We start from the raw sequence: 24,922 nt of genomic DNA on the forward strand, positions 1-24,922 counted from the left end.
CATTCTCAATTAGTTAAAGTATTTTTCGATTTTCTTAATCATCATGTTCAGGCAGAATACCACTACATGGTCACCCGGCTGTATCAGGGTGTTACCCATAACCACAACGCCTTCCCCCTGGCGGATAAGTCCGCCGATGGTGGCTCCTTTCGGGAGGCCGAGGTCTTTTACCGGATGTTTGGTAATCTTCGAGCCGGCCTTAACGGTAAATTCCGCTACATCGGCATTGGCAAAGGTCAGGCATTTCACGTTGCTGACGTCCGCATCCAGCATCATCTGGTAGATGTGGCTGGCAGCAATCATCTTTTTGTTGATGACGGTGCCGATGTCAAGGCTTTCGGCCATGCCTATGTAGTCGATGTTCTCCACTTCCGCTACGGTTTTGCTGACTCCCATGCGTTTGGCGGCAAGGCAGGCCAGGATATTAGTCTCCGAGTTGCCGGTCAAGGCAACGAAGGCTTCCGTATTTTTCAGTCCCTCTTCCACAAGCAGGTCCATATCCCGTCCGTCGCCATTGATAATCATGGTACGGTCGTCAAGCAGCTCGGTCAGGCGGTTGCAGCGGTTCAGGTCGTTGTCCACGATTTTCACCTGCATGTAGTCCGGGACATATTGGGCGGTGCGTACGGCAATCCGGCTTCCACCCATAATCATTACGTTGCGCACATCGGCATAATCTTCTTTGCCGGCTATCTTGCGGATGTAGGGGACGTATTTTCGTGTGGTGGTGAAGTATACGATGTCATGTAGCTTGATGGTATCGTCACCACGGGGAATCAGTGTTTCGCTTCCCCGTTTGATGGCTACCACGTGATAGGGCAGCTCCGGTCCGCCCAACTCATGGAGGGGGATGTTCAGTATCTCGGCTTTTTCGCGCATCTTGGTGCCTATCAGTATCAAGGCTCCTCCGCAGAACTCCCACCATTGGCGTACCCAGCTCATGCGGATGGAGGACACGATTTCCTTGGCGGCAAGCATTTCCGGGTAGATGAGTGAATCGACGCCCAGCTTCTGGAAAAATTCCTTGTTTTTGGGCAGCAGGTATTCGTAGTTGTCAATACGGGCTACGGTCTTCTGTGCTCCCAGATTGTTGGCAAGCATGCATGCGGTCATGTTCCGGCTTTCATCGGGGGTGACGGCTATGAACAAGTCGGCTTCTCCCACTCCCACTTCTTTCAAGCCTTTTATGGAGGTAGGGGAAGCTGTAGCCGTCATCAAGTCAAAGTTGGAGTTCAGTGTGCTCAACTTCTCTTCGTTGTCGTCCATCAGAATGATGTCCTGCTTCTCGCGGGACAGCAACTTGGCCAAGTGTGTGCCTACTGCGCCGGCACCTGCAATAATTATTTTCACTTTTAGTTCGTTGATAGTTGATAATTAATAGTTGACATATGGGGTAAATGCTCAAACTGTCAATTTTCAACTATCAATTATCAATTGATTATAGATTCCTTCTTCGTCCATTCCGCAAAGATGGTGTAACTCTTGTATGGTGCCGTGTTCTATGAAGGCATCGGGTACACCGATACGTCTGAAATGGGGAATATAGTCATTGTCCGCCATGAACTCCAGTATGGCACTGCCCATTCCTCCTTTTTTGACACCGTCTTCTATGGTGACGACATGCTGGAAGTTGAGTCCTACCTCGTGCAGCAGCGCTTCGTCGAGCGGCTTGAGAAAACGCAGGTCGTAGTGGGCTATGGAGATTCCTTTGTCCTTCTCCGCACGCTCTATGGCACGTGCGGCTACGTTGCCTATGGGACCGAGGCTGATGACTGCCAGGTCTTTGCCTTCTTTCAGTCTGCGCCCTTTGCCTACGGGGATTTCTTCCAGCGGACATTTCCAATCCAGCAATACGCCGCGTCCGCGGGGATAGCGGATGACGAACGGACCTTGGTCCGGTAACTGTGCCGTGTACATCAGACGGCGCAATTCATGTTCGTCCATCGGTGAAGATATGGTCAGGTTGGGAATCGGACGGAAATAGGCCAGGTCGAAAACTCCGTGGTGTGTCGGTCCGTCTTCTCCTACCAGTCCGGCGCGGTCCAGGCAAAGTACGACGGGGAGGCGGAGCAGGGCGATGTCATGGATGACATTATCGTATGCCCGCTGCATGAAGGAGGAGTAGATGTTGCAGAAAGGCTGCATTCCTTCTTTAGCCATACCGCCCGAGAAAGTGGCTGCATGCCCTTCGGCAATACCCACATCGAAGGCACGGTCGGGCATGGTGTCCATCAGCTTGTTCATGGAGCAGCCGGTGGGCATGGCGGGGGTTACTCCGACGATTTTCGGATTTTCCTTTGCCAGTTCTACCAGCGTTTCCCCAAACACGTCCTGGAAAAGCGGAGGCAAATTGCTGGTGTCCGCCTTGAGGCGTTCTCCGGTTTCCGGATCGAACTTGCCCGGTGCATGCCAGATATCGGGATTCTTCTCAGCAGGTTCGAATCCTTTTCCTTTTACAGTGTGCAGATGCAGTATTTTCGGTCCCTGCATATCTTTGATGTCCCGTAGGACACGGGCTATGTTTTTCACATCGTGTCCGTTGATAGGGCCGAAGTAGCGGATGTTCATCCCTTCAAAGATATTCTGCTGTTGGGCGGCCATTGATTTCAGACTGTTGGCGAAGCGAATCAGCGCTTTGCGGCGGTCCTCGTTCAAAAGTCCCATTTTGAACAGCAGTCTGGATGTCTTGAAGCGCAGCTGGTTATAGCGGTTGCTGGTAGTCAGGTTGAAAAGGTACTGCTTCATGCCGCCTACACTTCTGTCTATCGACATATCATTGTCGTTGAGAATGATAAGAAGGTTGTTAGGGGTAGACGAAGCGTTGTTCAGTCCTTCGAAAGCCAGGCCGCCGCTCATGCTTCCGTCGCCGATGATGGCCACTACATGGCGGTCCTTCTCGCCTTTTTCGGCAGCGGCAACAGCCATGCCAAGGGCGGCGGAGATTGAATTTGACGCATGTCCGCAGGTGAATGTGTCATAATCGCTTTCCTCTGGTGAGGGAAAAGGACGAACTCCCTTGAATTTACGGTTGGTGGAGAATGCTTCACGGCGTCCGGTCAGTATCTTGTGCCCGTACGCCTGATGGCCTACATCCCAGACTATGCGGTCGTACGGAGTATTGAATACATAGTGCAAGGCAACGGTCAGCTCTACCGTGCCCAGGCTGGCAGCGAAATGTCCGGGGTTACACGAAACCTCCTTTATAATGTCTTGCCTCAATTCTTTACAGACTTCAGGAAGCTCTTCTACGCTGAGTTGGCGTAAATCCTCGGGAAATGTAATGGTGTTAAGCAAGTTATATGTTGTTGGTTCTGTTCTCATTTCTAATCTGAAGATTACAAAATGCAAAAATAGCAAAAGAAAACGGATGGCGGGAAGTTTTAGAAGGAAAAAAAGCCTCTTTTGTTCACTTCTGTTTTTACTTTCTCTTTGCATACGCCATATTTCTCGTTCAGCCTGCCTATGGTTAAGGGAAAAGATGCCTGATAGTAAATCGTTCCTCCATGGAGAAAATATTGTTCCATCCTGGAGAAAAAATCGTTCCACCATGGTGGAACGATTTTTTCTCCATATAGGAATAATTTAATTTTGGTAGGCAAAGATATTAGTCCTTTCAAAAATTGACTTGTACTTTCGTATGTGTGCATCTATGATAAGAGATGCTTTAAATTTAATGTTTATTGAAAAATACAACTTAATAAATTATTTATTGCAACTTTTTGAGGTTTTGGTTGTTATTTGATATAGTATTATGTATATTTGCGAAGTAGAATATGTCCTATTTATCAATATGTTATACAATTTTGAGTTGTATATAATGATATCCTTGGTTGTAATATGTGTCGGAATGGGGTGTAATCACGAATTGTTAAATGAATAAACAATGAATGATATGAAGAAAAAGCTTGACTTTAAAGTTTTGGCTATTATGGGCGTAGTGGTTTTTTCCACTTGCGATTCTGATAGCGATCTGTTCAACCCGGAAAAGGCGGCAGCTAAGAAAGAGGCACAGTATGCATCGGCTTTTGTGCAGAGGTATGGAGAAATTGCAGTTGATCAGGATTGGGGATTTGGGGCAACACCGACAACGCGTGTTGCTAACACTAATAGCAATCAATGGAAAGATTTTACGGAAGTACCCGAGGGTATTACGGCTACAGAAAAAGAAGTGGTTACGGAATGGTTTAAAACACATCAGAATCCACAATCCATTGGTGTGGATTGGACCGACTTTTTTGTTCAACATGTAAGTGGCTCACACTCTAATATGGATTTTTTGGTTGCAGCATCAGATGAGCATATCAATAATTTTAATGCTACTGAGGGGGCTATAATGCTAATGCAGAATAGTGGAACGTCTTCTTTTGGCTATAGGGTTTCTTTGGATGGTAAAATGCACTATAATTATACTATACAATATATTGGGGGTGCTTATTATGTGGGATTTGACTTTGAAGCTACCGGACAGAACCCAAATCAACAAGTGGCTGCAGATGGGTATTATAGTGATTGGATTGTGAAAATCTCTCCGGCCATATATACGAATGCGTACAGAATCATAGCAGAAGACCTTGGAGACAGTGATGATTTTGACTTCAACGATGTCGTGTTTGATGTAGCGACCAATGGGGGAGCAACTATCATTACCCTGCAGGCTGCGGGTGGTACTTTGCCTTTGTATATTGAGGTAGGCGGTGATAGCCGTGAAGTTCATGAACTCTTTGGTGTTTCTAATACTACAATGGTAAATACGGATGCTGGGGCAACTAAGGCTCCGGTGATGTACAGAGTTAACGGTACCGGTGCCGTAAATATCAAAGTGGAAGGCCAAAATGCTGAAGTATATACACTGAAAGCAGAGATTGGCAAAGCTCCGCAGAAGATACGTGTAGAGACAAGATATGAATGGACTACTGAGCGTCAGGCTATTAATGATAAATATCCAGGTTTTGCAGATTGGGTGGCTGATCCTACGGCTAATTGGTATTAATAGAATATATAGTATTTTTATTTAAGGCAGATGATATAATGAAAGGTTATATCACCTGCCTTTTTATGTTTCGACCGTTATATATTGAAATTTACTATCTTTGTGGCGTAGCAAGCAGTTGGTACATCATTTTTTCTGAGAAAGTGAATGGTTTATTTATTTCGAACTTATGAATCTTTATACGCCTGTAGAAGTAGTTTCCAGTATGCCCCTTCTTTCGCAAGAGAATAATCTGTTGCTGATGGGTTCTTGTTTTGCGTCCGAGATGGGGCAAAGGCTGGTGGATGCCAAGTTCCGTTGTGACGTCAATCCTTATGGTGTGCTTTATAATCCGTTTTCCATTTCTGCGGCATTGCGTGAAATCATTGCGGGCAGATGCTACAATGAAAACGATATTTTCCTCTTTCATGAACTTTGGCATAGTGCCATGCATCATGGTAGTTTTTCCTCAGTCTCTGCAGAGGAAACATTGGCAGGCATTAACGGGCGTTTGAAAAGCGCCCATGAAAGGCTGGACCGGTTGGATTGTCTGTTGCTGACTTTCGGCTCTGCCTGGGTTTATGAAAATGAAAAGACGGGAACTGTAGTTGCCAACTGTCATAAGCAACCTGAGTCCTGCTTTACCCGCCGTATGCTTTCTGTCAGTGAAATAGTATCTGACTACACCTCTTTGCTTTCCGGCTTGCTGGCGCGGATTCCCCGGTTGAAAGTATTGTTCACCGTCAGCCCCATCCGCCACGTGCGTGACGGAATGCATGCCAACCAGCTCAGTAAAGCTACCTTGCTGCTTGCCGTGAACCAGTTGCAAGCCACTTTCCCGGAACATGTTTTCTATTTTCCGGCTTATGAGTTGCTGCTCGACGAGCTTCGTGACTATCGATTCTATGCAGAAGACATGGTGCATCCTTCCGAAACGGCCATTCGCTATGTCTGGGAACGGTTTACCCAGTCGTGCATCTCTGCCGATGCGTTACGGATTATGGAAGAAAGTGAAAATATCCGTAAGATGTTGTTGCATAAGCCATTTTATCCCGCTTCAGAAGAGTATAAGCGTTTTTTAGGACAAATTGTGTTAAAAATAGACCAACTTAACGGAAAATACCCGTACTTAGATTTCCAAAAAGAGAGAGAAATATGTCGTATTCGATTGAAAGCATAACCGAAAGTATTGGCGCACGGCGTATGGGAAACGCGCCGGCTACCATAGACTGGCTGCTCACTGACAGCCGTTCCCTGAATTTTCCTGAGGAAACATTATTCTTTGCCTTGACCACCAAGAGGAATGACGGTGCGCGCTATATTGCAGATTTATATGCCCGTGGAGTACGTAATTTTGTGCTTAGCGAAGAAAGCTTTAGATTAATGGACAATGGACAATTGACAATTGACAATGCTATGCAGCGTGATGATGCGCAGTCAATTGTCAATTATCTCATTGTTCCCAACCCGCTGAAAGCCTTGCAAAAACTGGCGGAACAGCATCGGAACCGGTTCCAGATACCGGTCATCGGTATTACGGGAAGCAACGGTAAGACTGTTGTGAAGGAATGGCTGCACCAGTTGCTCAGTCCGGAACGTGCCATTATCCGTTCTCCCCGCAGTTATAACTCCCAGATTGGAGTGCCTTTGTCTGTGTGGCAGATGAACGAACAGTCCGAACTTGCTATTTTTGAAGCCGGTATTTCCGAGCCGGGGGAAATGCGTGCTTTGCAGAACATCATCAAGCCTACCATAGGTATCCTGACCAATATAGGAGGGGCTCACCAGGAAAATTTCTTCTCGTTGCAGGAGAAATGCATGGAGAAGCTGACGCTTTTCAAGAATTGTGATGTAGTGATTTATAATGGTGACGATGAGTTCGTCAGCAACTGTGTGGCGAAGTCCATGCTGTCTGCACGTGAGATTGCGTGGAGCCGGAAAGATATGGAACGTCCTCTATATATAAGTAAGGTGGAGAAACGGGATGACTGTACTGTCATTTCCTATCGCTATCTGGATATGGATAATACGTTTACTCTACCGTTCATAGATGATGCTTCCATCGAGAATTCGCTGAACTGCCTGGCCGCATGCCTCTATCTGATGCTTCCTGCCGAACAGATTACAGAACGTATGGCAAGGCTAGAACCCATCGCCATGCGGCTGGAAGTCAAGGAGGGAAAAAACAACTGTCTGTTGATTAACGACAGTTATAATTCTGACCTTGGCTCATTGGATATTGCACTCGATTTTCTTTACCGCCGTTCGCAAAGTAAGGGATTGAGGCGGACTTTGGTTCTTTCGGATATATTGGAGACCGGTCAGAACACGCCGACACTTTACCGACAAGTGGCACAGCTGGTAAACAGCCGTGGCATTGAACGCATCATAGGTGTAGGAAATGAAATATCTTCCTGCGCTGCACGCTTTAATATAGAGAAGACCTTTTATCCGGATACAGCGGCCTTGATACGTGCCATTCAGCGTGGGGAACTTCGCCTTGGAAACGAAATAATTCTGATTAAGGGTGCACGTAAGTTCGGTTTTGACTCCTTGACGGAAGTATTGGAGAAGAAGGTGCACGAAACCATTCTGGAGGTTAATCTTGGAGCGATGATTGCCAATCTGAACTATTATCGTGGCAAGCTGAAGCCGGAAACAAAGATGGTCTGCATGGTGAAAGCCTCCGCTTACGGTGCAGGTTCTTACGAGATAGCCAAGACTTTGCAGGAACATCATGTCGATTATCTTGCCGTGGCGGTTGCCGACGAAGGCTCCGAACTCCGCAAAGCGGGCATCACTGCGAATATCATTATCATGAATCCTGAGATGACTGCTTTCAAGACCATGTTCGATTACAAGCTGGAGCCCGAAGTATATAGCTTCCATCTGCTGGACGCTTTGATTAAAGAAGCGGAAAAGGAAGGTATCACAAACTTCCCCATCCACATAAAGCTGGATACCGGTATGCACCGCCTGGGGTTTGCTCCGGAGGATATGCCCCGGCTGATAGAACGGCTGAAGGGACAGAATGCCGTGATTGCCCGTTCCGTCTTCTCGCATTTGGTAGGGAGCGATTCGCAACAATTCGACAGTTTTACACGCCGGCAGATAGAAATGTTCGAGAAAGCGTCCATGGAATTGCAGGAGGCTTTTCCGCATAAGATACTTCGCCATATCTGCAATTCCGCAGGTATCGAGCGTTTCCCGGGGGCGCAATTCGATATGGTGCGCCTGGGTATCGGCCTCTATGGTGTCAATCCCATAGACAATTCCATTATGAATAATGTGAGCACGTTGAAGACTACCATCCTCCAGATACGTGATGTTCCCGAAGAGGATACGGTGGGGTATAGCCGGAAAGGGCATCTCACCCGTCCGTCGCGTATAGCGGCTCTTCCCATCGGTTACGCCGACGGCCTGAACCGCCATCTTGGAAATGGACATGCTTATTGTCTTGTAAACGGCCAACGGGCAGCCTATGTAGGGAATATCTGCATGGATGTCTGTATGATTGACGTGACGGACATTGATTGCAAGGAGGGTGACAGTGTGGAAATTTTTGGTGACCATCTGCCTATAACCGTTCTTTCCGATGTACTCGAAACTATTCCTTATGAGGTGTTGACAAGCGTTTCTACGCGGGTAAAACGTATTTATTATCAAGACTGAAGATAGGGGGCAGGGATTAGGGATTAGGGATTGCGATAAAATTAATCCTTAATCCTTAATCCCTAATCCTTAATTTTCCTATCTTTGCACTATAATTAATCAGATATAACTATGACAAACTTACTTTTATTAGGCTTTCTGCCCAGCGGTTCCGAATGGATAATTATTGCATTGGTCATCTTACTGTTGTTTGGTGGTAAGAAAATTCCCGAACTGATGCGTGGTTTGGGCAAAGGGGTGAAGAGCTTCAAGGATGGTGTGAATGAAGCCAAAGAAGAGATAAACAAGGCTCAGGAAGATTTGGATAAACCGGCTGAAAAGAAATAAAAGGAACAAGGGTATTTACTATTTGACGATTTACTATTTACTATTTGATACTCTGAGAAGTTCAGGAGTATGGGTAGGCTTGTTGCCTTTTCCACAGCGCAGCCCAAATAGTAAATAGTAAATTGTCAAATAGTAAATCCCCACAGCGCAGCCCAAATAGTAAATTGTCAAATAGTAAATCCCTTTATGTCAGAAAAAGAACTAACCTTTTGGGACCACTTGGACGAGTTGCGCCGAGTGTTGTTTCGTGTACTCGGTGTGTGGTTTGTATTGGCTATCGGTTATTTTATTGCCATGCCTTATCTGTTTGACAATGTGATATTGGCTCCTTGCCATAACGACTTCATTTTCTATGACTTGCTGCGCTGGATAGGGCAGAGACTGGACTTGCAGGATGAATTCTTTACCCAGGAGTTTCATGTGAAGCTCGTCAATATCAATCTTGCTGCACCGTTCTTTGTCCACATGTCTACCGCTTTCTGGATGTCGGTGGTAACGGCTGCTCCTTATATTTTCTATGAAATCTGGCGCTTTGTAAGCCCTGCACTCTATCCAAACGAGCGTAAAGGGGTGAGGAAAGCGCTGGGTATAGGTACGGTGATGTTTTTCATCGGTGTGTTGCTGGGGTATTTTATGGTCTATCCGCTGACATTGCGTTTCCTTTCCACTTATCAATTGAGCGCAGCCATCGAGAATCAAATTTCCCTGAACTCGTACATCGACAATTTCATGATGCTGGTGCTTTGCATGGGACTGGCATTCGAACTGCCGCTGGTGACATGGCTGCTTTCCCTGCTGGGACTGGTGCACAAGACCTTTTTGCGGAAATACCGCCGTCATGCTGTTGTCATCATTGTTATTGCCTCGGCCATCATTACTCCGACCGGTGACCCGTTTACCTTGACAGTAGTGGCGGTGCCGCTTTATCTGCTCTATGAGTTGAGTATCCTGATGATAAAGGATAAAAAGACTGATGATGAAGCGGAAGAAGTGGAGACAGAGGAATGATGGATTGTGAAGTAAAGGAATATTTTAGTATATTGCTGGAAGCCTGCCACGTTGAGGAAATCTCCTTGGACGTGGCCTACCGGCAATTGCGCGAGTTGCTGGAGCGTTTGTGCCGTACACAGATGTCCGACGGCAGCTTGCAGATGACAGACCTTTCTGCACGTATCAGTTTCGTGGCTTCGAAGGTCGGACTTTCCACCGTGGAACAGAACCGTCTGCATACCTTCCGGCTGACCTCCAATGCTATTCTGAACCGCCAGGCGGAACCGCAACGTGAACAGTTGTTGCGTGATGCCAAGACACTGGCATTCTTTGTCAAGCGCTTGACGGGGGAGGAGATACCTGCCGAACTTTATCGCCTGCTACCCCGTGCGGATGCCACCTATATAGTGGCACCGCCTGTCAAAGAGCGGATAAAGCGCATGCGCGTCTGTTTTCAGTATGCCGATGATACTTATTTATATGTACTGCCCGTAGACACTGTGGCCGATGAGCCGTTGCGTGTCCGTTATAATGTACCTCAGATTAATGAAGAGTTTGCAGAAACCTGCCGGATTCTGTGGCGGCATGCCCAGGTCAATCTGCTGGATGTTACGGTGGACGAAGTCGGTATACTCACCCCTTCCTTTATTATACTTGAGCCCGATTACTTGATAGACATCAGTTCGCTTGCCGAATGCTTCAAGGATTACGGGCATCATCCTGCCAACTATATTCTGGCACGGCTCCAGTCGCCAGACAATACCCGTCCGTTACTGTTGGGTAATATTGCCAACCTCTTTCTGGACGAATGGATTCATGCCAAGGAGGCACCCGATTATTTGGCATGCATGAAGAAGGCCTTCCGTTCTTATCTCATCGAGCTGGCAGCATGTGCCGACCTGCGCGACCGGGAGAAGGAAGCCGAATTCTTTTCCGATTGCAAGCGCCATTTCGACAATATCCACCGGACAGTGACAGAAACATTCCGTGCATCCGGCTATGAGCTCGATAGGACTGATGCCGTGCTGGAACCTTCTTACATCTGTGAAGCATTGGGTTTGCAAGGGCGTCTGGACTACATGCAGCGGGATATGACCTCGTTCATTGAAATGAAGTCCGGTAAGGCGGACGAGTATTCCATCCGTGGTAAGGTGGAGCCTAAAGAAAACAATAAGGTACAGATGTTGCTCTATCAGGCTGTGTTGGAGTATTCTATGGGAATGGACCATCGACGTGTAAAGGCCTACCTGCTCTATACCCGTTATCCGTTGCTTTATCCGGCACGTCCTTCGTGGGCAATGGTGCGCCGTGTGATGGATGTGCGTAACCGGATTGTAGCCAATGAATATGGCATCCAGTTACGGAATAGCCCACAGTATACGGCAGAGCGCCTGAAAGACATCCATCCGGATACCTTGAATGAGCGCGGTTTGGACAATACCTTGTGGAAACGCTTCCTTTGCCCCTCCATCGATGCCGTAGCGCAACGCATCCGTTCGCTTTCGTCGTTGGAACAAAGCTATTTTTATACGCTCTATAACTTTATAACCAAGGAACTCTATACCTCCAAATCTGGAGATGTGGATTATGAAGGACGTACTGGCGCTGCCGCCCTCTGGCTTTCCACACTGGCTGAGAAATGTGAGGCAGGTGAAATTCTGTACGATTTGGCTATTTGCGAGAATCATGCGGCAGATGCGCATAAACCGTATTTGTCCCTCAGAACGAAGCAAATGGTTGCTTCCCGGCAGGAGCGGGTTCTGCCCAATTTCCGTCAGGGTGATGCGGTGGTTCTTTACGAACGGAATACGGATACCGACAACGTTACCAACAAGATGGTGTTTAAAGGTAATATAGAGCGCATATCCGATAACGAGGTCTGTATCCGTCTTCGTGCCACCCAGCAGAATGCGGGTGTATTGCCTGTTGCTAGCCTCTATGCCATAGAGCACGACTATATGGACACCTCCTTTCGTAGCATGTATCTGGGACTTTCCGCTTTCCTTTCTGCCACCCAAAGACGGCGTGACTTGTTGTTGGGGCAGCGCTCTCCCGAATTCGATACTTCTTTGGATGCCGCTATTGCGACCGCTCCGGATGATTTTTCGCGGATTATTCTGAAAGCGCAGGCTGCCCGCGACTATTTCCTTTTAATCGGTCCGCCGGGTACTGGCAAGACCTCTCGCGCGCTGCGGGGCATGGTAGAAGCCTTTTACCGGGAGGGGAAACAGATTCTACTGCTTTCGTATACCAATCGTGCTGTAGATGAAATCAGTAAGGCGCTGGCTTCCATTGAGCCTGAAATAGACTTTATCCGTTTAGGTAGTGAGTTGTCTTGCGATGACTCATTCCGCCCGTATCTGATTGAGAATGTGTTGGAACCTTGTGCCACTCGGCGGCAGGTGCAGGAGCGCATTGCCCGTTGCCGTGTTTTTGTCGGTACGGTTGCCACGCTTTCTTCCAAGACCGAACTTTTCCGGTTGAAGACTTTTGATGTAGCGATTGTGGATGAGGCTACCCAAATTTTGGAACCACAACTGCTGGGGTTACTCTGTACCCGCAATCCCGCAGGCGCGGATGCCATCGGCAAATTTATTTTGATAGGTGACCATAAGCAGCTACCCGCAGTGGTCTTGCAGTCGTCCGAGCAGTCGGAAGTGTGTGACGAAGCTTTGCAGGCCATCGGATTGTATAATTTGAAAGATTCCCTTTTCGAACGCCTTTATAGGAATCTCTCCAAGGAAAGTGCCAATCGCCAGGCATCAACCTCTCATTCTTCATCTTTTATCCCTCATCCCTCCTACGACATGCTCTGCCGTCAGGGGCGTATGAATATCGAGGTAGCTTTGTTTCCTAACCGGGCTTTTTACGGTGGTCTGTTGGAACCGGTTGGTCTGCCGCACCAGCAGGGAGAGCTGACTCTTGCTCCTGAGCTGTGTGATTGTGAGTTTGCCGGTTTGCTGACTCGTCGTGTCGCTTTTCTGCCTGCCGCAGTCGAACCGCCGGCACAGTCGGCCAAGATGAACCATTCGGAGGCGCGGATTGTGGCACGGTTGGCAGCGGCTATCTATCGGCAGTATGCAGCTGTTTCCGGTTTCAACCCGGCTGTCACTTTAGGTGTCATCACTCCTTATCGCAGTCAGATAGCCTTGATTAAGAAAGAGATTGCCGCTTTGGGTATTGCTCCTTTGGAGGATATATTGGTAGACACCGTGGAACGCTTCCAAGGTAGCGAACGGGATGTCATTATCTACTCTTTCTGTGTGAACCGGGCTTATCAGTTGAAGTTTCTGGCAAATATGACGGAGGAAAACGGTACTCGGATTGACCGGAAATTGAATGTAGCCCTTACTCGTGCCCGCAAGCAGATGTTTATGACAGGAGTGCCGCAACTATTGAAACTTAATCCTATTTATGCCGAGCTCTTGTCTGTAGTTTGCCATTCGTAACCGTCTTATTTAGTAAATCTTAAATATTTTATGCTTCTTTATAGAGTTTATTAATAACGCTGTGTGAGATAAACCATTATCTTTGCATCACGTTTTTTTCATAGAGATTTAGATTTAAGGTTAGAAGAATTGTGGAAGTCGTGAGACTTCCCTTTTTTTCATCTTAAATTGTGTTCCATTTACAGTTTTTTGTTTTTGACTGTAATTGAACGAAGAAAAGCCATTTCGTGAGAAAAGGCTTTTTTTGTGCGGAGTTTGCAAGGCATGTAATGCAGTTTGCAAACTCCGCATGATTCTGAATATCTATAAAAAGACTTCTGATTAGTCCACTATAATCGGTTTGTACTTCGGAACCAGTGCCTTCATGATGCACCAGCCTATCAGGTAGGACACTGCACATACACAGAAGATGATGAAATATCCGGCAGGCTTGCCCTGGAATCCAAGAAATACCATTTGTGTCTTGTCGGCATAGTCGAACAGCAAACCGGAACTCATGTTGATAAGGAATGAGCTGATACCGCCCGCCATACCTCCGATTCCCACAATGGTGGCAATGGTGCTCTTGGGAAACATATCACCTACCACAGAATAGATGTTGGCCGACCAGGACTGATGGGCAGCGCCTGCAATACCTATGATGATAATCGGGAACCAATAGGCTTGTTCGCCAAATACTTCCTTGTTGCCCAATGGCTGTGCAAACAATGCCAATAGCGGGAACAGTGCAAAGATGAACATGGCCTGCATGCGTGCGGCGTAGGGGTTCTTACCGGTTTTGTTGATAATGATGGTGGGCAATTTCCCGCCATAGACGGACAACATCGTGATGGCATAGAGCACAAAGATAAGCATCTGTGCCGTGGGAGTATCTGAGGAGAATCCGTAAACGTCCGAAATGTATGCGGGTGCCCAGAAGAGGAAGAACCACCATACACCGTCAGTCATGAATTTGCCGAAAAATACAGCCCAGGTTTGCGGATATTTGAAACATTGCAGGAAAGAAATGCTCTTTTCATCCTTGGTTGTCGGAGTAGTCGCCTTTTTATCCTCCTCATTGTCTTTGTCTTGTTCTATATATGCCAGCTCAGCTGCGTTTACGTGTGGATTTTCATCAGGTTTCTTGTACATGAATATCCACAGTCCCATCCAGATGAAACCCAATCCGCCGATAACGATAAAAGCCATTTCCCAGCCGTTGCCCACGCCCATGCGTTGGAAGTAGCGGGCCAGGGTAGGGATACACAATGGGGCTATCAGTGCTCCGATGGTAGAGCCGGCATTGAATATGGAAGTGGAGAAGGCACGGTCTTTCTTTGGAAAATATTCGGCAGTCACCTTGATGGCGGCAGGAAAGTTTCCTGCTTCACCGATGCCCAGTATGATACGGGCGGCAATGAAGTAGTAAACGCTGGTGATGGCTATGGTAGAGGCCAATGCACCGGTAGCGCTAATCATGTTGGCGGCATTTTCAATGCCGAGGGTCATTTCTGTGGCAAGTCCGCAGAGGGCGTGCATACAAGCACCGATAGACCATACGGCAATGGCCCATAAATACCCTTTTTTCGTTCCCATCCAGTCGATGAAACGTCCGGCAAACAGATTGCCTAAGGCATAGACGATGGAAAAGATAGCTGTGATGTAGCCGTAGTGTGTATCGGTCCAGTGGAATTCGGGGGAGATGAAATCTTTCCAGGTCAATGAAAGAACCTGACGGTCGAGGTAGTTGACGGTTGTCGCGAAGAATAGCATGGCGCAGATAATCCAACGGTAATTGGTCATCCGCCCTGCGGTGTTTTGAAATGTACTCATGATAATAGATTTATATTTTGATGCAAATGTAGGGGTTTGTGTGTTGTTCGAGGTGTAATATTGAGTAAAAAGGAGGTAGAAAATGACAAAAATAGGCATGGATTATTTAAGTCCATGCCTATCGGACGTTGCAGGGCAACTTTATTTCATATCGATGTATTTGATTTCGTCTTTGTCGCTGTATTTCAGGTTTTCACCGCCCATACCCCAGATGAAAGTATAGTTGCTGGTTCCGGCAGCAGCGTGGATGGACCATTCGGGAGAAGTGATGGCTTGTTCGTTGTGCAGCCATATCAAACGTTCTTCCTGTGGTTCGCCCATCAGGTGACAGATAGCGTTGCCGGGTTTCAGGTTGAAGTAGTAGTAAGCTTCCATGCGGCGAGTGTGCGTGTGGGCAGGCATGGTATTCCATACAGAGCCGGGAGCCAGTTCCGTGAGTCCCATCTGCAACTGGTTGGTACCGCCGTCTTTCACTCTTTCCAGTACATCTTTCACAATCAGCTGGTTTACGATACGGTCGTTGCTGTCTCCCATTTTTCCATAATGGTCGGAGATGCCCAGTGCATATTTCTTGGGGTTGGCTTTCTGAAGCTTGGCATCGGTGGTAATCAGCTGAGTAACATAGGGTTTGTAGGCCGGGGCCGAGTTGATGTAGAACTTGGCGGGATTGGTAGCGTCGTTGCTCTTGAAGGTTACTTCCTTATTTCCGCAGCCTACGTAAAGGGCTTCCTTATACTTCATGGGGTATTCCTTACCGTCTACAGTAACCACTCCGTCACCGCCGGTATTGATGACACCCAGTTCGCGGCGTTCGAGGAAGTAAGTGATTTCCGGACCCAGTTCACGGAACACTTCCAACTTCAATGTCTTGTTCACCGGCATGGCGCCACCGTAAATCAATCGGTCGTAGAGGGTGTAGGTTACGTTGATTTCATCCGGAGCCATCACTTTGTCCATCATGAATCTGCTGCGCAGAAGTTCCGTGTCATAATGCTTCACGTCCTGCGGATGGCAGGCGGTCTGCACTTTGTAATTCACTTGGGCATTGGCTGCCATGGCAGCTGCTCCCATCATAAATGCAAGTACTAACTTTTTCATAATCCGTTACTATTTAATTTTTAACTTTTAATTTTTGATTGATTTCTGGTATTTGATGATAGCACGACGGTTCATAATCATCAGGAACAATGTGCATAATACAAGGATACCGGAGCCTATCCATTTCAACGAGTAGGTCAGGTGGAAAATGACCCAAGCAAAGGGGCTGGATGCAAAATCCAGTGCGCCGCCTTCAAAGCCGGCGGGGATATTCACGGCAGCATCTTGTGTCTTCTCGTATACATCGTGGGCTGCTTGTGTGAAATAGGGGGCGAGGTCTGTTACGAAATAAAGACCGATGGTCAGTACAACGAGTCCGATGATGAACGTCTTTACTACATTTCCTTTCGTGATGGGCAGTACCAGTGGGAAGAGGTAGAACATTCCGGCCAGCGATGCCAGAGGCAGGAACTGGTTACCCGGCAGGATGACAGCCAGCAGTATGGTTACGGGAATCAGCAGCAGGGAAACCACCAGCGTTGCAGGATGGCCGATAACCAATGCGGGGCTCATACCGATGTTCAGGCCGACAGCACCTTTGAACTTCTTGGCAATCAGCTCGCGGGTAGCATCAGAAATAGGCTTCAAGCCTTCGATGAACAAAGCGGTGATACGCGGAATCAGCTCCATTACGGCGCCCATCTTGATACCCAAACCTAATATATAAGGTATCTTGTCTACCAGTTCCTGACCGTTCTTGCAAGACAAAGCACCGATACCGCAACCGACCAGAATACCCAGGAACAGAGGCTCACCCAGCAAACCGAATTTCTTCTTCATGCCTTCCGCATCAATGTTCAATTTGTCAAAACCGGGGATTTTGTCCAATGCTTTATTGATGACTACGGCAAATGGAACGAAACCTGCGCAGAAAGGCTGGGGAATGGAGATACCCTCCATCTTGTCGTAGAATCCCTGGAATTTGTCGGCGGTATAGTCGGCCATAATCAGGGTAATGATGTAGCAGATAATAGCGGCGAAGAAACCCCACCAGATATTGTCGCTGGCAAAATAAACGACTGCGCCGATAAATGCGAAATGCCAGTAGTTCCAAAGGTCGATATTGACCGTACGGGTCGTTTTCGTTAATAACATCAGAAGATTTACTCCCAAACATACCGGAATGATGAATGCACCCACCGATGTGTTATAGGCTACAGCCGCAGCTGCAGGCCATCCCATATCGAATACTTTCAACTGAAGACCGTAAATTTCAACGACTTGGCTCAGAGCAGGACCGAGGCTGCTGGTCAACAGCGCAGTGACAACTGACAGACCTACGAAACCGACACCTACCAGCAGACCACTCTTTAGCGCCTTACTGAATTTGATGCCGATGCATACTCCCAAAATTGTAAAGATTATAGGCATCATCACTGCTGCTCCTAAGCCGATGATATAGCCGAAAACTTGTTCCATTCTCTTGTGATTTAATTAGGTAATTGAGTTTGTTTTTGCAATAGTATGAATTAAAAACCGGGTCAAAAATAAGACCTTTTCTCAATTAATCAAACTCGAAAAGCATAATTATTTAGTAAATGGGACAATTTTGGACGAAATTGGTCGTTATCGTGCACAAAATTGCTCGTTTTCGTACACGAAAACCAAATAATACACTCTCTGCATTGAAAAGTATACATAGGAAAAACAACAATTTTGGGTGGAGTGAACTTTAATCCAGTTTACTGTGTTATTATAAGACATTGAAACAAACCGGACTATAATGATATATTTGATTTTTTTATTGGCAATAGGACTATTGGTCGGATGGAGCTTATGGAAAGCTCCATCCGATATTGATTTATGGGGAAAAGATTTAGAGGATTGATAGTTATATTGGTTATATTCTGAAAATTTAACTATATTAGCGCCAGAAAAGCATAAATATGGCGCTAAATCTGATAAAAAAGGATAAATCCCACTCTGTTGTAAGCATTAAGCTGGATGAGCAAGAGTTTCATAATATTTTTAAGGAATATTATGCGGCGCTTTGTTCTTTCGCGTTCCAATACATGGAGGATGCGGATATGTCAGCAGATATAGTACAAGACGTATTTGCCAAGTTGTGGCAGATAAGAGACGATTTCTTTTATCTTCATCAGGTGAAAGCTTTTCTTTATACGGCCGTACGTAACCATGCCTTGAACGAACTTGAGCATTCGAAGGTAGCTCATGAATACGAGCAAAAGATTATAGCCAAAAAAGCAGATGCTTTTTTTCGTGATGCGATTGTGGAAGAAGAGACTTTCCGGATTCTGTCAGAAGCTATAGAGAAACTTCCTACCCAAATGAGAGCCATCATGCAGTTGGCTTTGGAAGGCAAAAAGAATGCAGAAATAGCAGAGCGTCTCAATGTCTCTCCCGAAACGGTACATACTCTTAAAAAAGTGGCTTATAAAAAGCTTCGTGCATTCCTTACCGATTATTATTATTGCCTTCTGTTATTTATCTAAAAGCACATTTTTTTCTATTTTTTCAAAAAAAAGTCTTTATCGATTCACCATGTTTTCATTTTGGCTTGTATTATCATTAAAGATAGACTAAAACATGCCAAATTATGATAAAAGAGTACTTTCATATAGCTCATCTTATTTCCAAGCACCTATCCGGTGAAGTAACACCGGAAGAAAGCCGTTTTTTGGATAAATGGCGCAAAGAGAGCAAAAGCCATGAGCAGCTTTTCCAAAAGATTTGTAGTGATGAACATTATGCACAGCACGAAATTCGTAAAATGGAGTTTGATTCGCAGGCTGGATGGAAAGGTGTCGAAACACGTATCAAGAGGATGGAGCTCAGAAGGAGACATTTGAAACTGTTACGGTACGTTGCTCTTTTTATTGCACCGGTGCTGATATTGGTTTTTGCATTTCAGGATATTTCTGTACCCCATGTCATGGATGGCAATCAATTATTGGCTGCCCAGCAAATACTGCCGGGTGGAGCCAAAGCTATTCTTACATTGGATAATGGGGAAACGGTTTATCTGGATGAGAATGCCGATGGGCGGCAGTTGCAGTTGGCTGGTAAACAAATACAGATAGATTCGACGACCTTGAACTACAGCGCTGCAGACGGGCAGGTTGTGCTGTCAGCTTTGGCATATAATAAAGTTGAAGTGCCTCGAGGCGGTGAGTATACACTTGTTCTGAATGATGGTACAAAAGTACATCTGAATTCAATGAGCAGTCTACGTTTTCCGCTTGCTTTCGAAGCAGGGAAGCGGGAAGTGGAATTGGCGGGAGAAGCTTATTTTGAAGTAAATAAGACCGGTCATCCCTTCATTGTATCGACTCAAGGTATGCAGATTGAGGTGTTGGGAACAACTTTCAATATTTCGGCCTATCCGGGTGAAGAATATCAGGCGACTCTTGTCAGTGGTTCTGTTAAGGTGGACACCGGGGAGGGACAGAGTCTTGTCTTAAAACCTTCACAGCAGGCATCATTAATTCCCGGGAGCGGGAATATACAAGTGCGTACAGTAGATACTGCCTTCTATACATCATGGGTGAAGGGAAAAATCAATTTTAAAGATCAACGGCTGGAAGATATTATGAGAATCCTTTCAAGGTGGTATAATATTGAAGTGGACTATTCAGACGAAGCGTTAAAGAACCTGCGTTTCGGTTGCTATGTGAACCGTTATGAGGAAATAGCTCCTTTCCTTGAGCTACTGGAAGCGACGGAAAACATACATGTCAAAATCAACGGTAAAACTATTATATTCTATAAATAACCATTTAATAATTTAATTATGACTAAGGAACAGAGCTACACCAGGTTTTGGGAAGGTAGTAAACGTATGTGGATTACATTCCTGTTTTTCAGTTTTATTATGATTGGCTTTGTGCAGGCTGCCAATACGGCGTTTGCCCAGACAACAGTTACTGTAAATGTGCAGGACGCCACTTTAAGTGACGTGTTATGGGAAATTCAACGCCAGACGGATTTTACTTTCATTTATAGTACAAATGACGTAAAGAATGTCAAGGTACGTAATTTGAGGGTCACGAATGGAAAAATCGCAGCAGTGCTGGATGAATGTCTTAAGAATAGCGGATTGGCTTATGTCGTAAAAGACGGGGCCATTGCTATCCGTCCAGCCAATGAAGTGAATGCTGTGAAGGCAGTAGAACAAGCTAATGTTATTTCCGGAACAGTGGTGGATGAGACCGGTGAGCCCGTCATTGGAGCCAATGTTTTGGTCAAAGGTACTACAAACGGTCAGATTACCGATTTGAATGGAGGTTTCTCTATCAAGGTGGAGCATGCATCGGCTACCTTGCTTGTCTCTTATGTCGGCTATGTTCGTCAGGAAGTGAAAGCTACTTCGGGTAAGATATTGAAGATTGTATTGGTGCCGGATGCAAATATGATGGAAGAGGTGGTTGTAACTGGTTACGGTACATTCAAGAAATCTGCTTATGCGGGTTCGGCTGCCAGTGTGAAGAATGAAAAGATTGCCGATGTGCCTTCCGTTTCTTTCCAGGATTTGTTGCAGGGAAATGCTACGGGTGTACAGTTTACTTCTGCTTCCGGCCAGCCGGGTTCTTCAGCTTCTTTGAGTATTCGTGGTATGGGCTCTTTCAATGCCTCCAACTCTCCGCTGTATGTTATTGATGGAGTGCCCGTTACTTCCGGTTCGATAAACTCCATCAGTTCGGATGGTGGTCTGGATGCCATGTCAACCGTCAACACTTCGGATATTGAGAATATTACGATTATCAAGGATGCCGCTGCTGCATCACTCTACGGTTCGCGCGCTGCGAATGGTGTGGTTCTGATTACGACGAAGAAAGGTAAAACCGGTAAGGCTTCTATCAGTTTGAAAGCCGATTGGGGATTCAGTGACTTTGCTATGGATTATCGTCCTACTTTGAGCGGAGCAGAACGTCGCGAATACATATACAATGGTATGGTGCTTGGACAACAGCGCAGCGGCAAATCGGATGCGGATGCCATAGCTTATGCTGATAAGAATATCGACAAATATGCTCCGGTTCCCTGGTGCGGCTATACGGATTGGGGAGATTATCTGTTCAAGAAAGGAAGCCATTCCAGTTATGAGGCTTCCATATCCGGAGGAACTGACAAATTCAAATACTATTCTTCATTGTCCTATCTCAACCAAGAAGGTATTGTAAAAACATCGGGGCTGGAAAGAATTACCGGACGTTTGAATGTTGATTTTCAGGCTACGGATAAATTGAAATTCGGTGCCAACATCATGTTTACCAATCTGAATCAGGATGTATATAGTGAAGGAACCGGTTATACTGCTCCTTTCTACTCCAGCGTAAGCAAATTGACGCCTTCAGATCCGGTTTACAATGAAGATGGAAGCTATAACCAGGACTTGATTTCGTTGTCAAGAAGAAATCCCGTTCTTGCCCAGGAGTACAATTACCAGCGTGAGTATGTTACCCGTATGTTCAATACGATTAATGCCGAATATGAATTTATCAAGGACTTGAAGTTAAAGTCTATTTTGAGCTATGACTATAACATCAGTAAGGGTAAAGAATGGAAAGACTCCCGTACCTCCGACGGTGAGAAGAATAATGGTGGAGCCGAAAAGGCATATAGTGAATATAACAAGTTGGTGTGGTCAAACCAGTTGACTTACAAGACTACTATCCAAAAGGACCACAATTTGGATGCCCTTGTCGGATATGAAATCGATTCCAAGTACAATGATTTCTTGTCGGGATATGCTACTAACTTCCTGACTCCGATAAAGAATGACATTGCCAACGGGCAGACTTTAGAGAGCATAGATGGTTCTTCCAAGAGGTCAAGAATGGTTTCTTACATCACCCGTCTCAACTATGACTACAAGAACAAGTATTATCTGGGTGGGAGCTATCGTATGGATGGCAGTTCACGCTTGCACAGAGATAATCGCTGGGGAAGTTTCTGGTCTGTTTCAGGAGCATGGCGTATTATCGAAGAGGATTTCATGAAACCCACGTCCAAATGGCTGACCGATTTGAAACTCCGTGCATCCTACGGTGTGAATGGTACGTTGCCCTCCGACTTATACGGCTATATGGGCTTGACGAGCCTTAGTGGCGGCTATATGGAGAATCCCGCATTGATTCAGTCGCAGATTGAAAATAGGGATTTGGAATGGGAAACGAATTACAACTTGAATATCGGTCTGGACTTCGGCTTCTTCAGCCGTTTGAACTTCACTTTGGAGTACTATACCCGTACCACTAAGAACCTTTTGATGGACTGTCCCGTATCTATGACTACCGGTTTCAGTTCCTATCTGATGAATATCGGTGAGGTGAAGAACCAGGGTGTGGAATTGGAAATCAATTCCAAGAACATTGTGTCCAAAGACTTTGACTGGTCTACCTCTTTCACCCTTTCGCACAACAAGAATAAGATTGTGAAACTGGACGGCGAACAGACCCAGATTATCAGCGGCTCGCAGATTCACATGATTGGCAAGTCCTACCGTACATTCTACATGATAGAATTTGCCGGAATCAACCCCGAGACCGGTGCACCTCAGTTCTATACCAACGACGTGGACGAGAATGGAAACTATATCAAGGAAATCACAGAGAATAACAAGGATGCCAAAGCCATTCCTCTGAAGAAACATGCCGAGCCCAATGTGACCGGTGGTCTCTCTAATACTTTGCGTTACAAGTGGTTCGATTTGAGCTTCATGTTCTCTTATCAGTTCGGTGCTTATGGATATGATAACTGGGCACAGAAAACAGAACATGGCGGCAAGGACTTTACTCTTAATATTCCGGCCTATTATCGTGACAATTGGAAGCAACCGGGAGATATCAGTAAATATGAAGTGTTTATAGAGAAGCCGGCGGTAGCCATGAATGGCGTTACCACTACCCGCCGCTTGCACAGCACGGACTTTATCCGTCTGAAAACGTTGACTTTCGGTGTGACCGTTCCTAAAACATGGACCCGGAAAATCGGCGTAAACAGCCTGCGCCTTTACGCATCTGCCAACAACTTGTGGACTTGGGCCGCTTACGATTTCTATGATCCGGAATCAGTCAGTGCTGGTACAGCCGGCTGGGGAACACCTCCTTTGAAAACAGTAACTTTCGGTCTTAATTTGAATTTCTAACCTCATAATAAAGAAACACAATGAAAGCATTAAAATATATGATGATGGGGATGTTGGTCAGCCTGACCGCCTCCTGTGGCAATGACTGGCTTGATGTTGAATCCAGTACAAAGATTCCGACTGAAACCGCCATACAGAATCTGGATGATGTGGAATATAGCTTGAACGGTATCTACGACGTGATGCGCAGTACCAACTATTACTCGGGCCGTATGATTTATTACGGAGACGTGACGGGTGACGATACGCAGTCCATAAAGACCGGAAAGCGTACCACCAGCTACTATATGCTGGACTATACAAAGGATTCCGGTCCGTCTTCCCACTGGTCTTATGCCTATAAGATTATCCAGAATTGTAATATCATTTTGTCTCAAATAGACGGATTGGATGTCAGTGAGGATGATACGGAATACTTCAACGACCTGAAAGGCCAGACCTTGGCTCTCCGTGGATTTGCCTTGTTCGACCTGACCCGTTTCTTCGGCTATCCGTATGCCAAGGATGGAGGAGCTTCTTTGGGAGTGCCTATTGTGACCGAAGTATCCAATACGGAAAACAAGCCGTCGCGCAATACCGTTGCCCAGTGTTATGAGGCAATCATCAAGGATTTGAAGGAAGGTGCTGACCTGCTGGATGAAGAATTCAACAAGGGTAAGATTAATAAGTGGGCGGCAATGCTGTTGCTGAGTAGAGCCTATTTGTATATGGAAGATAATCAGAATGCCTTGATTACGGCTGAAGCTGCCATTGCGGGAGCGGAAAAGAATAAGTACCGTTTGTGGACCAATGATGAGTATGGCACGATATGGGGAACTGATTTTGCCTCTTCCGATCCGGGAGAAGTCTTGTTTGAGTTGGTGAATCTGACAGTGGACGGCGTTGGCAAAGAAAGTGTGGCTTACCTTTGTTGGCAGGCGGGTTATGATGATTATTGCCTGACCAGTTCTTTCTATGAACTGATGCAGGAAGATCCGGATGATGTCAGGAATCAGGCATATACGGTTGTTCCTAAGACAAAGAGAGCTTACATAGCCAAGTATCAGCCGCAAAGCGGCAAGGCTGTGGAAGATTCCAATATTCCAGTACTTCGTCTGTCCGAACTTTATCTGATTGCTGCCGAAGCGGCTGTAAAGCTCAATAACAATGACAAGGCTGTAAAGTATCTGGATGCTATTGTCAGCCGTGCCAATCCGGAAAAGACCGTGCAGGGTAAGACGGTGACGTTGGATGATGTTCTGTTGGAACGCCGTAAAGAGTTGTTCGGTGAAGGACACCGTTTCTTCGACGCCCTTCGTAATCATCAGACTATCGTGCGCAAGGAGTCGACCAAGGAATTCCCGGAAATAGCCGAGACTTCACATCTGAAGATGGTGGATGAGAGCGTATCTTTTGATTGGAACTATTATCGTGTAGTATTGCCCATTCCTAAGGCAGAGATGAATTCCAATCCGAATATGCAGCAGAATCCGACTTATGGTGATTAATTCCAAAAAA

At 46.2% G+C, this 24,922-nt stretch carries 15 protein-coding genes; 10 read left to right on the plus strand and 5 right to left on the minus strand.

The features are described from left to right. Positions 1 to 9: 9 nt before the first annotated feature. Positions 10 to 1,350, minus strand: a complete 1,341-nt coding sequence (gene trkA, locus DW800_RS11545; protein WP_005835221.1) for a Trk system potassium transporter TrkA — start codon at positions 1,348 to 1,350, stop codon at positions 10 to 12. 66 nt (positions 1,351 to 1,416) lie between these two features. Further along, positions 1,417 to 3,321, minus strand: coding sequence for a 1-deoxy-D-xylulose-5-phosphate synthase (gene dxs / locus DW800_RS11550; protein ID WP_119958093.1), 1,905 nt, complete (start codon positions 3,319 to 3,321; stop codon positions 1,417 to 1,419). Positions 3,322 to 3,892: 571 nt separating this feature from the next. Between dxs and DW800_RS11560 the strand changes: the two genes are divergently transcribed. The 6 genes from DW800_RS11560 (at position 3,893) to DW800_RS11590 (ending at position 13,407) form a co-directional block, all read left to right on the plus strand. Continuing rightward, positions 3,893 to 4,990 carry a hypothetical protein gene (locus DW800_RS11560; protein ID WP_119958094.1) on the plus strand — a complete coding sequence of 366 codons (1,098 nt, stop codon included), beginning with the start codon at positions 3,893 to 3,895 and terminating at the stop codon, positions 4,988 to 4,990. Positions 4,991 to 5,159: 169 nt separating this feature from the next. Further along, positions 5,160 to 6,149 (plus strand): GSCFA domain-containing protein, encoded by a 990-nt coding sequence (locus tag DW800_RS11570; RefSeq protein WP_119958080.1) that lies wholly within the window; start codon positions 5,160 to 5,162, stop codon positions 6,147 to 6,149. Continuing rightward, positions 6,125 to 8,641 carry a bifunctional UDP-N-acetylmuramoyl-tripeptide:D-alanyl-D-alanine ligase/alanine racemase gene (locus DW800_RS11575; protein ID WP_117652463.1) on the plus strand — a complete coding sequence of 839 codons (2,517 nt, stop codon included), beginning with the start codon at positions 6,125 to 6,127 and terminating at the stop codon, positions 8,639 to 8,641. The genes DW800_RS11570 and DW800_RS11575 overlap by 25 nt, the downstream gene beginning before the upstream one ends. A 111-nt stretch (positions 8,642 to 8,752) precedes the next feature. Next, positions 8,753 to 8,968: a twin-arginine translocase TatA/TatE family subunit gene (locus DW800_RS11580; RefSeq protein ID WP_005823939.1), complete on the plus strand. Its 216-nt coding sequence runs from the start codon at positions 8,753 to 8,755 to the stop codon at positions 8,966 to 8,968. Positions 8,969 to 9,154: 186 nt separating this feature from the next. Beyond that, a complete protein-coding gene (gene tatC, locus DW800_RS11585) occupies positions 9,155 to 9,976 on the plus strand; it encodes a twin-arginine translocase subunit TatC (RefSeq protein WP_005835227.1) in 822 nt (273 codons plus the stop codon). Then, on the plus strand, positions 9,976 to 13,407 hold the full coding sequence (locus tag DW800_RS11590; protein ID WP_165859898.1) for a DEAD/DEAH box helicase: 3,432 nt from the start codon (positions 9,976 to 9,978) through the stop codon (positions 13,405 to 13,407). Before tatC ends, DW800_RS11590 begins: the two co-directional genes overlap by 1 nt. 321 nt (positions 13,408 to 13,728) lie before the next feature. Here the strand turns inward: DW800_RS11590 and DW800_RS11595 are convergent, their stop codons facing one another. The 3 genes from DW800_RS11595 to DW800_RS11605 all read right to left on the minus strand — a co-directional run bounded on the left by DW800_RS11595 (position 13,729) and on the right by DW800_RS11605 (position 17,736). Continuing rightward, positions 13,729 to 15,219: an MFS transporter gene (locus tag DW800_RS11595; RefSeq protein ID WP_034523103.1), complete on the minus strand. Its 1,491-nt coding sequence runs from the start codon at positions 15,217 to 15,219 to the stop codon at positions 13,729 to 13,731. Between the two features lie 141 nt (positions 15,220 to 15,360). Further along, positions 15,361 to 16,317, minus strand: a complete 957-nt coding sequence (gene kduI / locus DW800_RS11600; protein WP_119958082.1) for a 5-dehydro-4-deoxy-D-glucuronate isomerase — start codon at positions 16,315 to 16,317, stop codon at positions 15,361 to 15,363. 27 nt (positions 16,318 to 16,344) lie between these two features. Further along, positions 16,345 to 17,736 carry a PTS galactitol transporter subunit IIC gene (locus tag DW800_RS11605; protein ID WP_005823931.1) on the minus strand — a complete coding sequence of 464 codons (1,392 nt, stop codon included), beginning with the start codon at positions 17,734 to 17,736 and terminating at the stop codon, positions 16,345 to 16,347. A gap of 467 nt (positions 17,737 to 18,203) precedes the next feature. Here DW800_RS11605 and DW800_RS11610 point away from each other — a divergent pair, with 467 nt between their 5' ends. The 4 genes from DW800_RS11610 (at position 18,204) to DW800_RS11625 (ending at position 24,912) form a co-directional block, all read left to right on the plus strand. Then, complete coding sequence (locus tag DW800_RS11610; protein ID WP_005823929.1) at positions 18,204 to 18,770, plus strand: RNA polymerase sigma-70 factor; 567 nt, start codon at positions 18,204 to 18,206, stop codon at positions 18,768 to 18,770. A 104-nt stretch (positions 18,771 to 18,874) separates the two neighbouring features. After that, positions 18,875 to 20,050 (plus strand): FecR family protein, encoded by a 1,176-nt coding sequence (locus tag DW800_RS11615; protein WP_119958083.1) that lies wholly within the window; start codon positions 18,875 to 18,877, stop codon positions 20,048 to 20,050. An 18-nt stretch (positions 20,051 to 20,068) separates the two neighbouring features. After that, positions 20,069 to 23,425, plus strand: a complete 3,357-nt coding sequence (locus tag DW800_RS11620) for a TonB-dependent receptor (protein WP_057088548.1) — start codon at positions 20,069 to 20,071, stop codon at positions 23,423 to 23,425. 20 nt (positions 23,426 to 23,445) lie between these two features. After that, positions 23,446 to 24,912 carry a RagB/SusD family nutrient uptake outer membrane protein gene (locus tag DW800_RS11625; RefSeq protein WP_005835238.1) on the plus strand — a complete coding sequence of 489 codons (1,467 nt, stop codon included), beginning with the start codon at positions 23,446 to 23,448 and terminating at the stop codon, positions 24,910 to 24,912. The last annotated feature ends 10 nt before the right edge of the window (positions 24,913 to 24,922 follow it).

Origin of the sequence: Bacteroides sp. AM32-11AC, assembly GCF_003603515.1 — a bacterium.
In the GTDB taxonomy this organism is placed as follows: Bacteria; Bacteroidota; Bacteroidia; order Bacteroidales; family Bacteroidaceae; genus Bacteroides; species Bacteroides uniformis.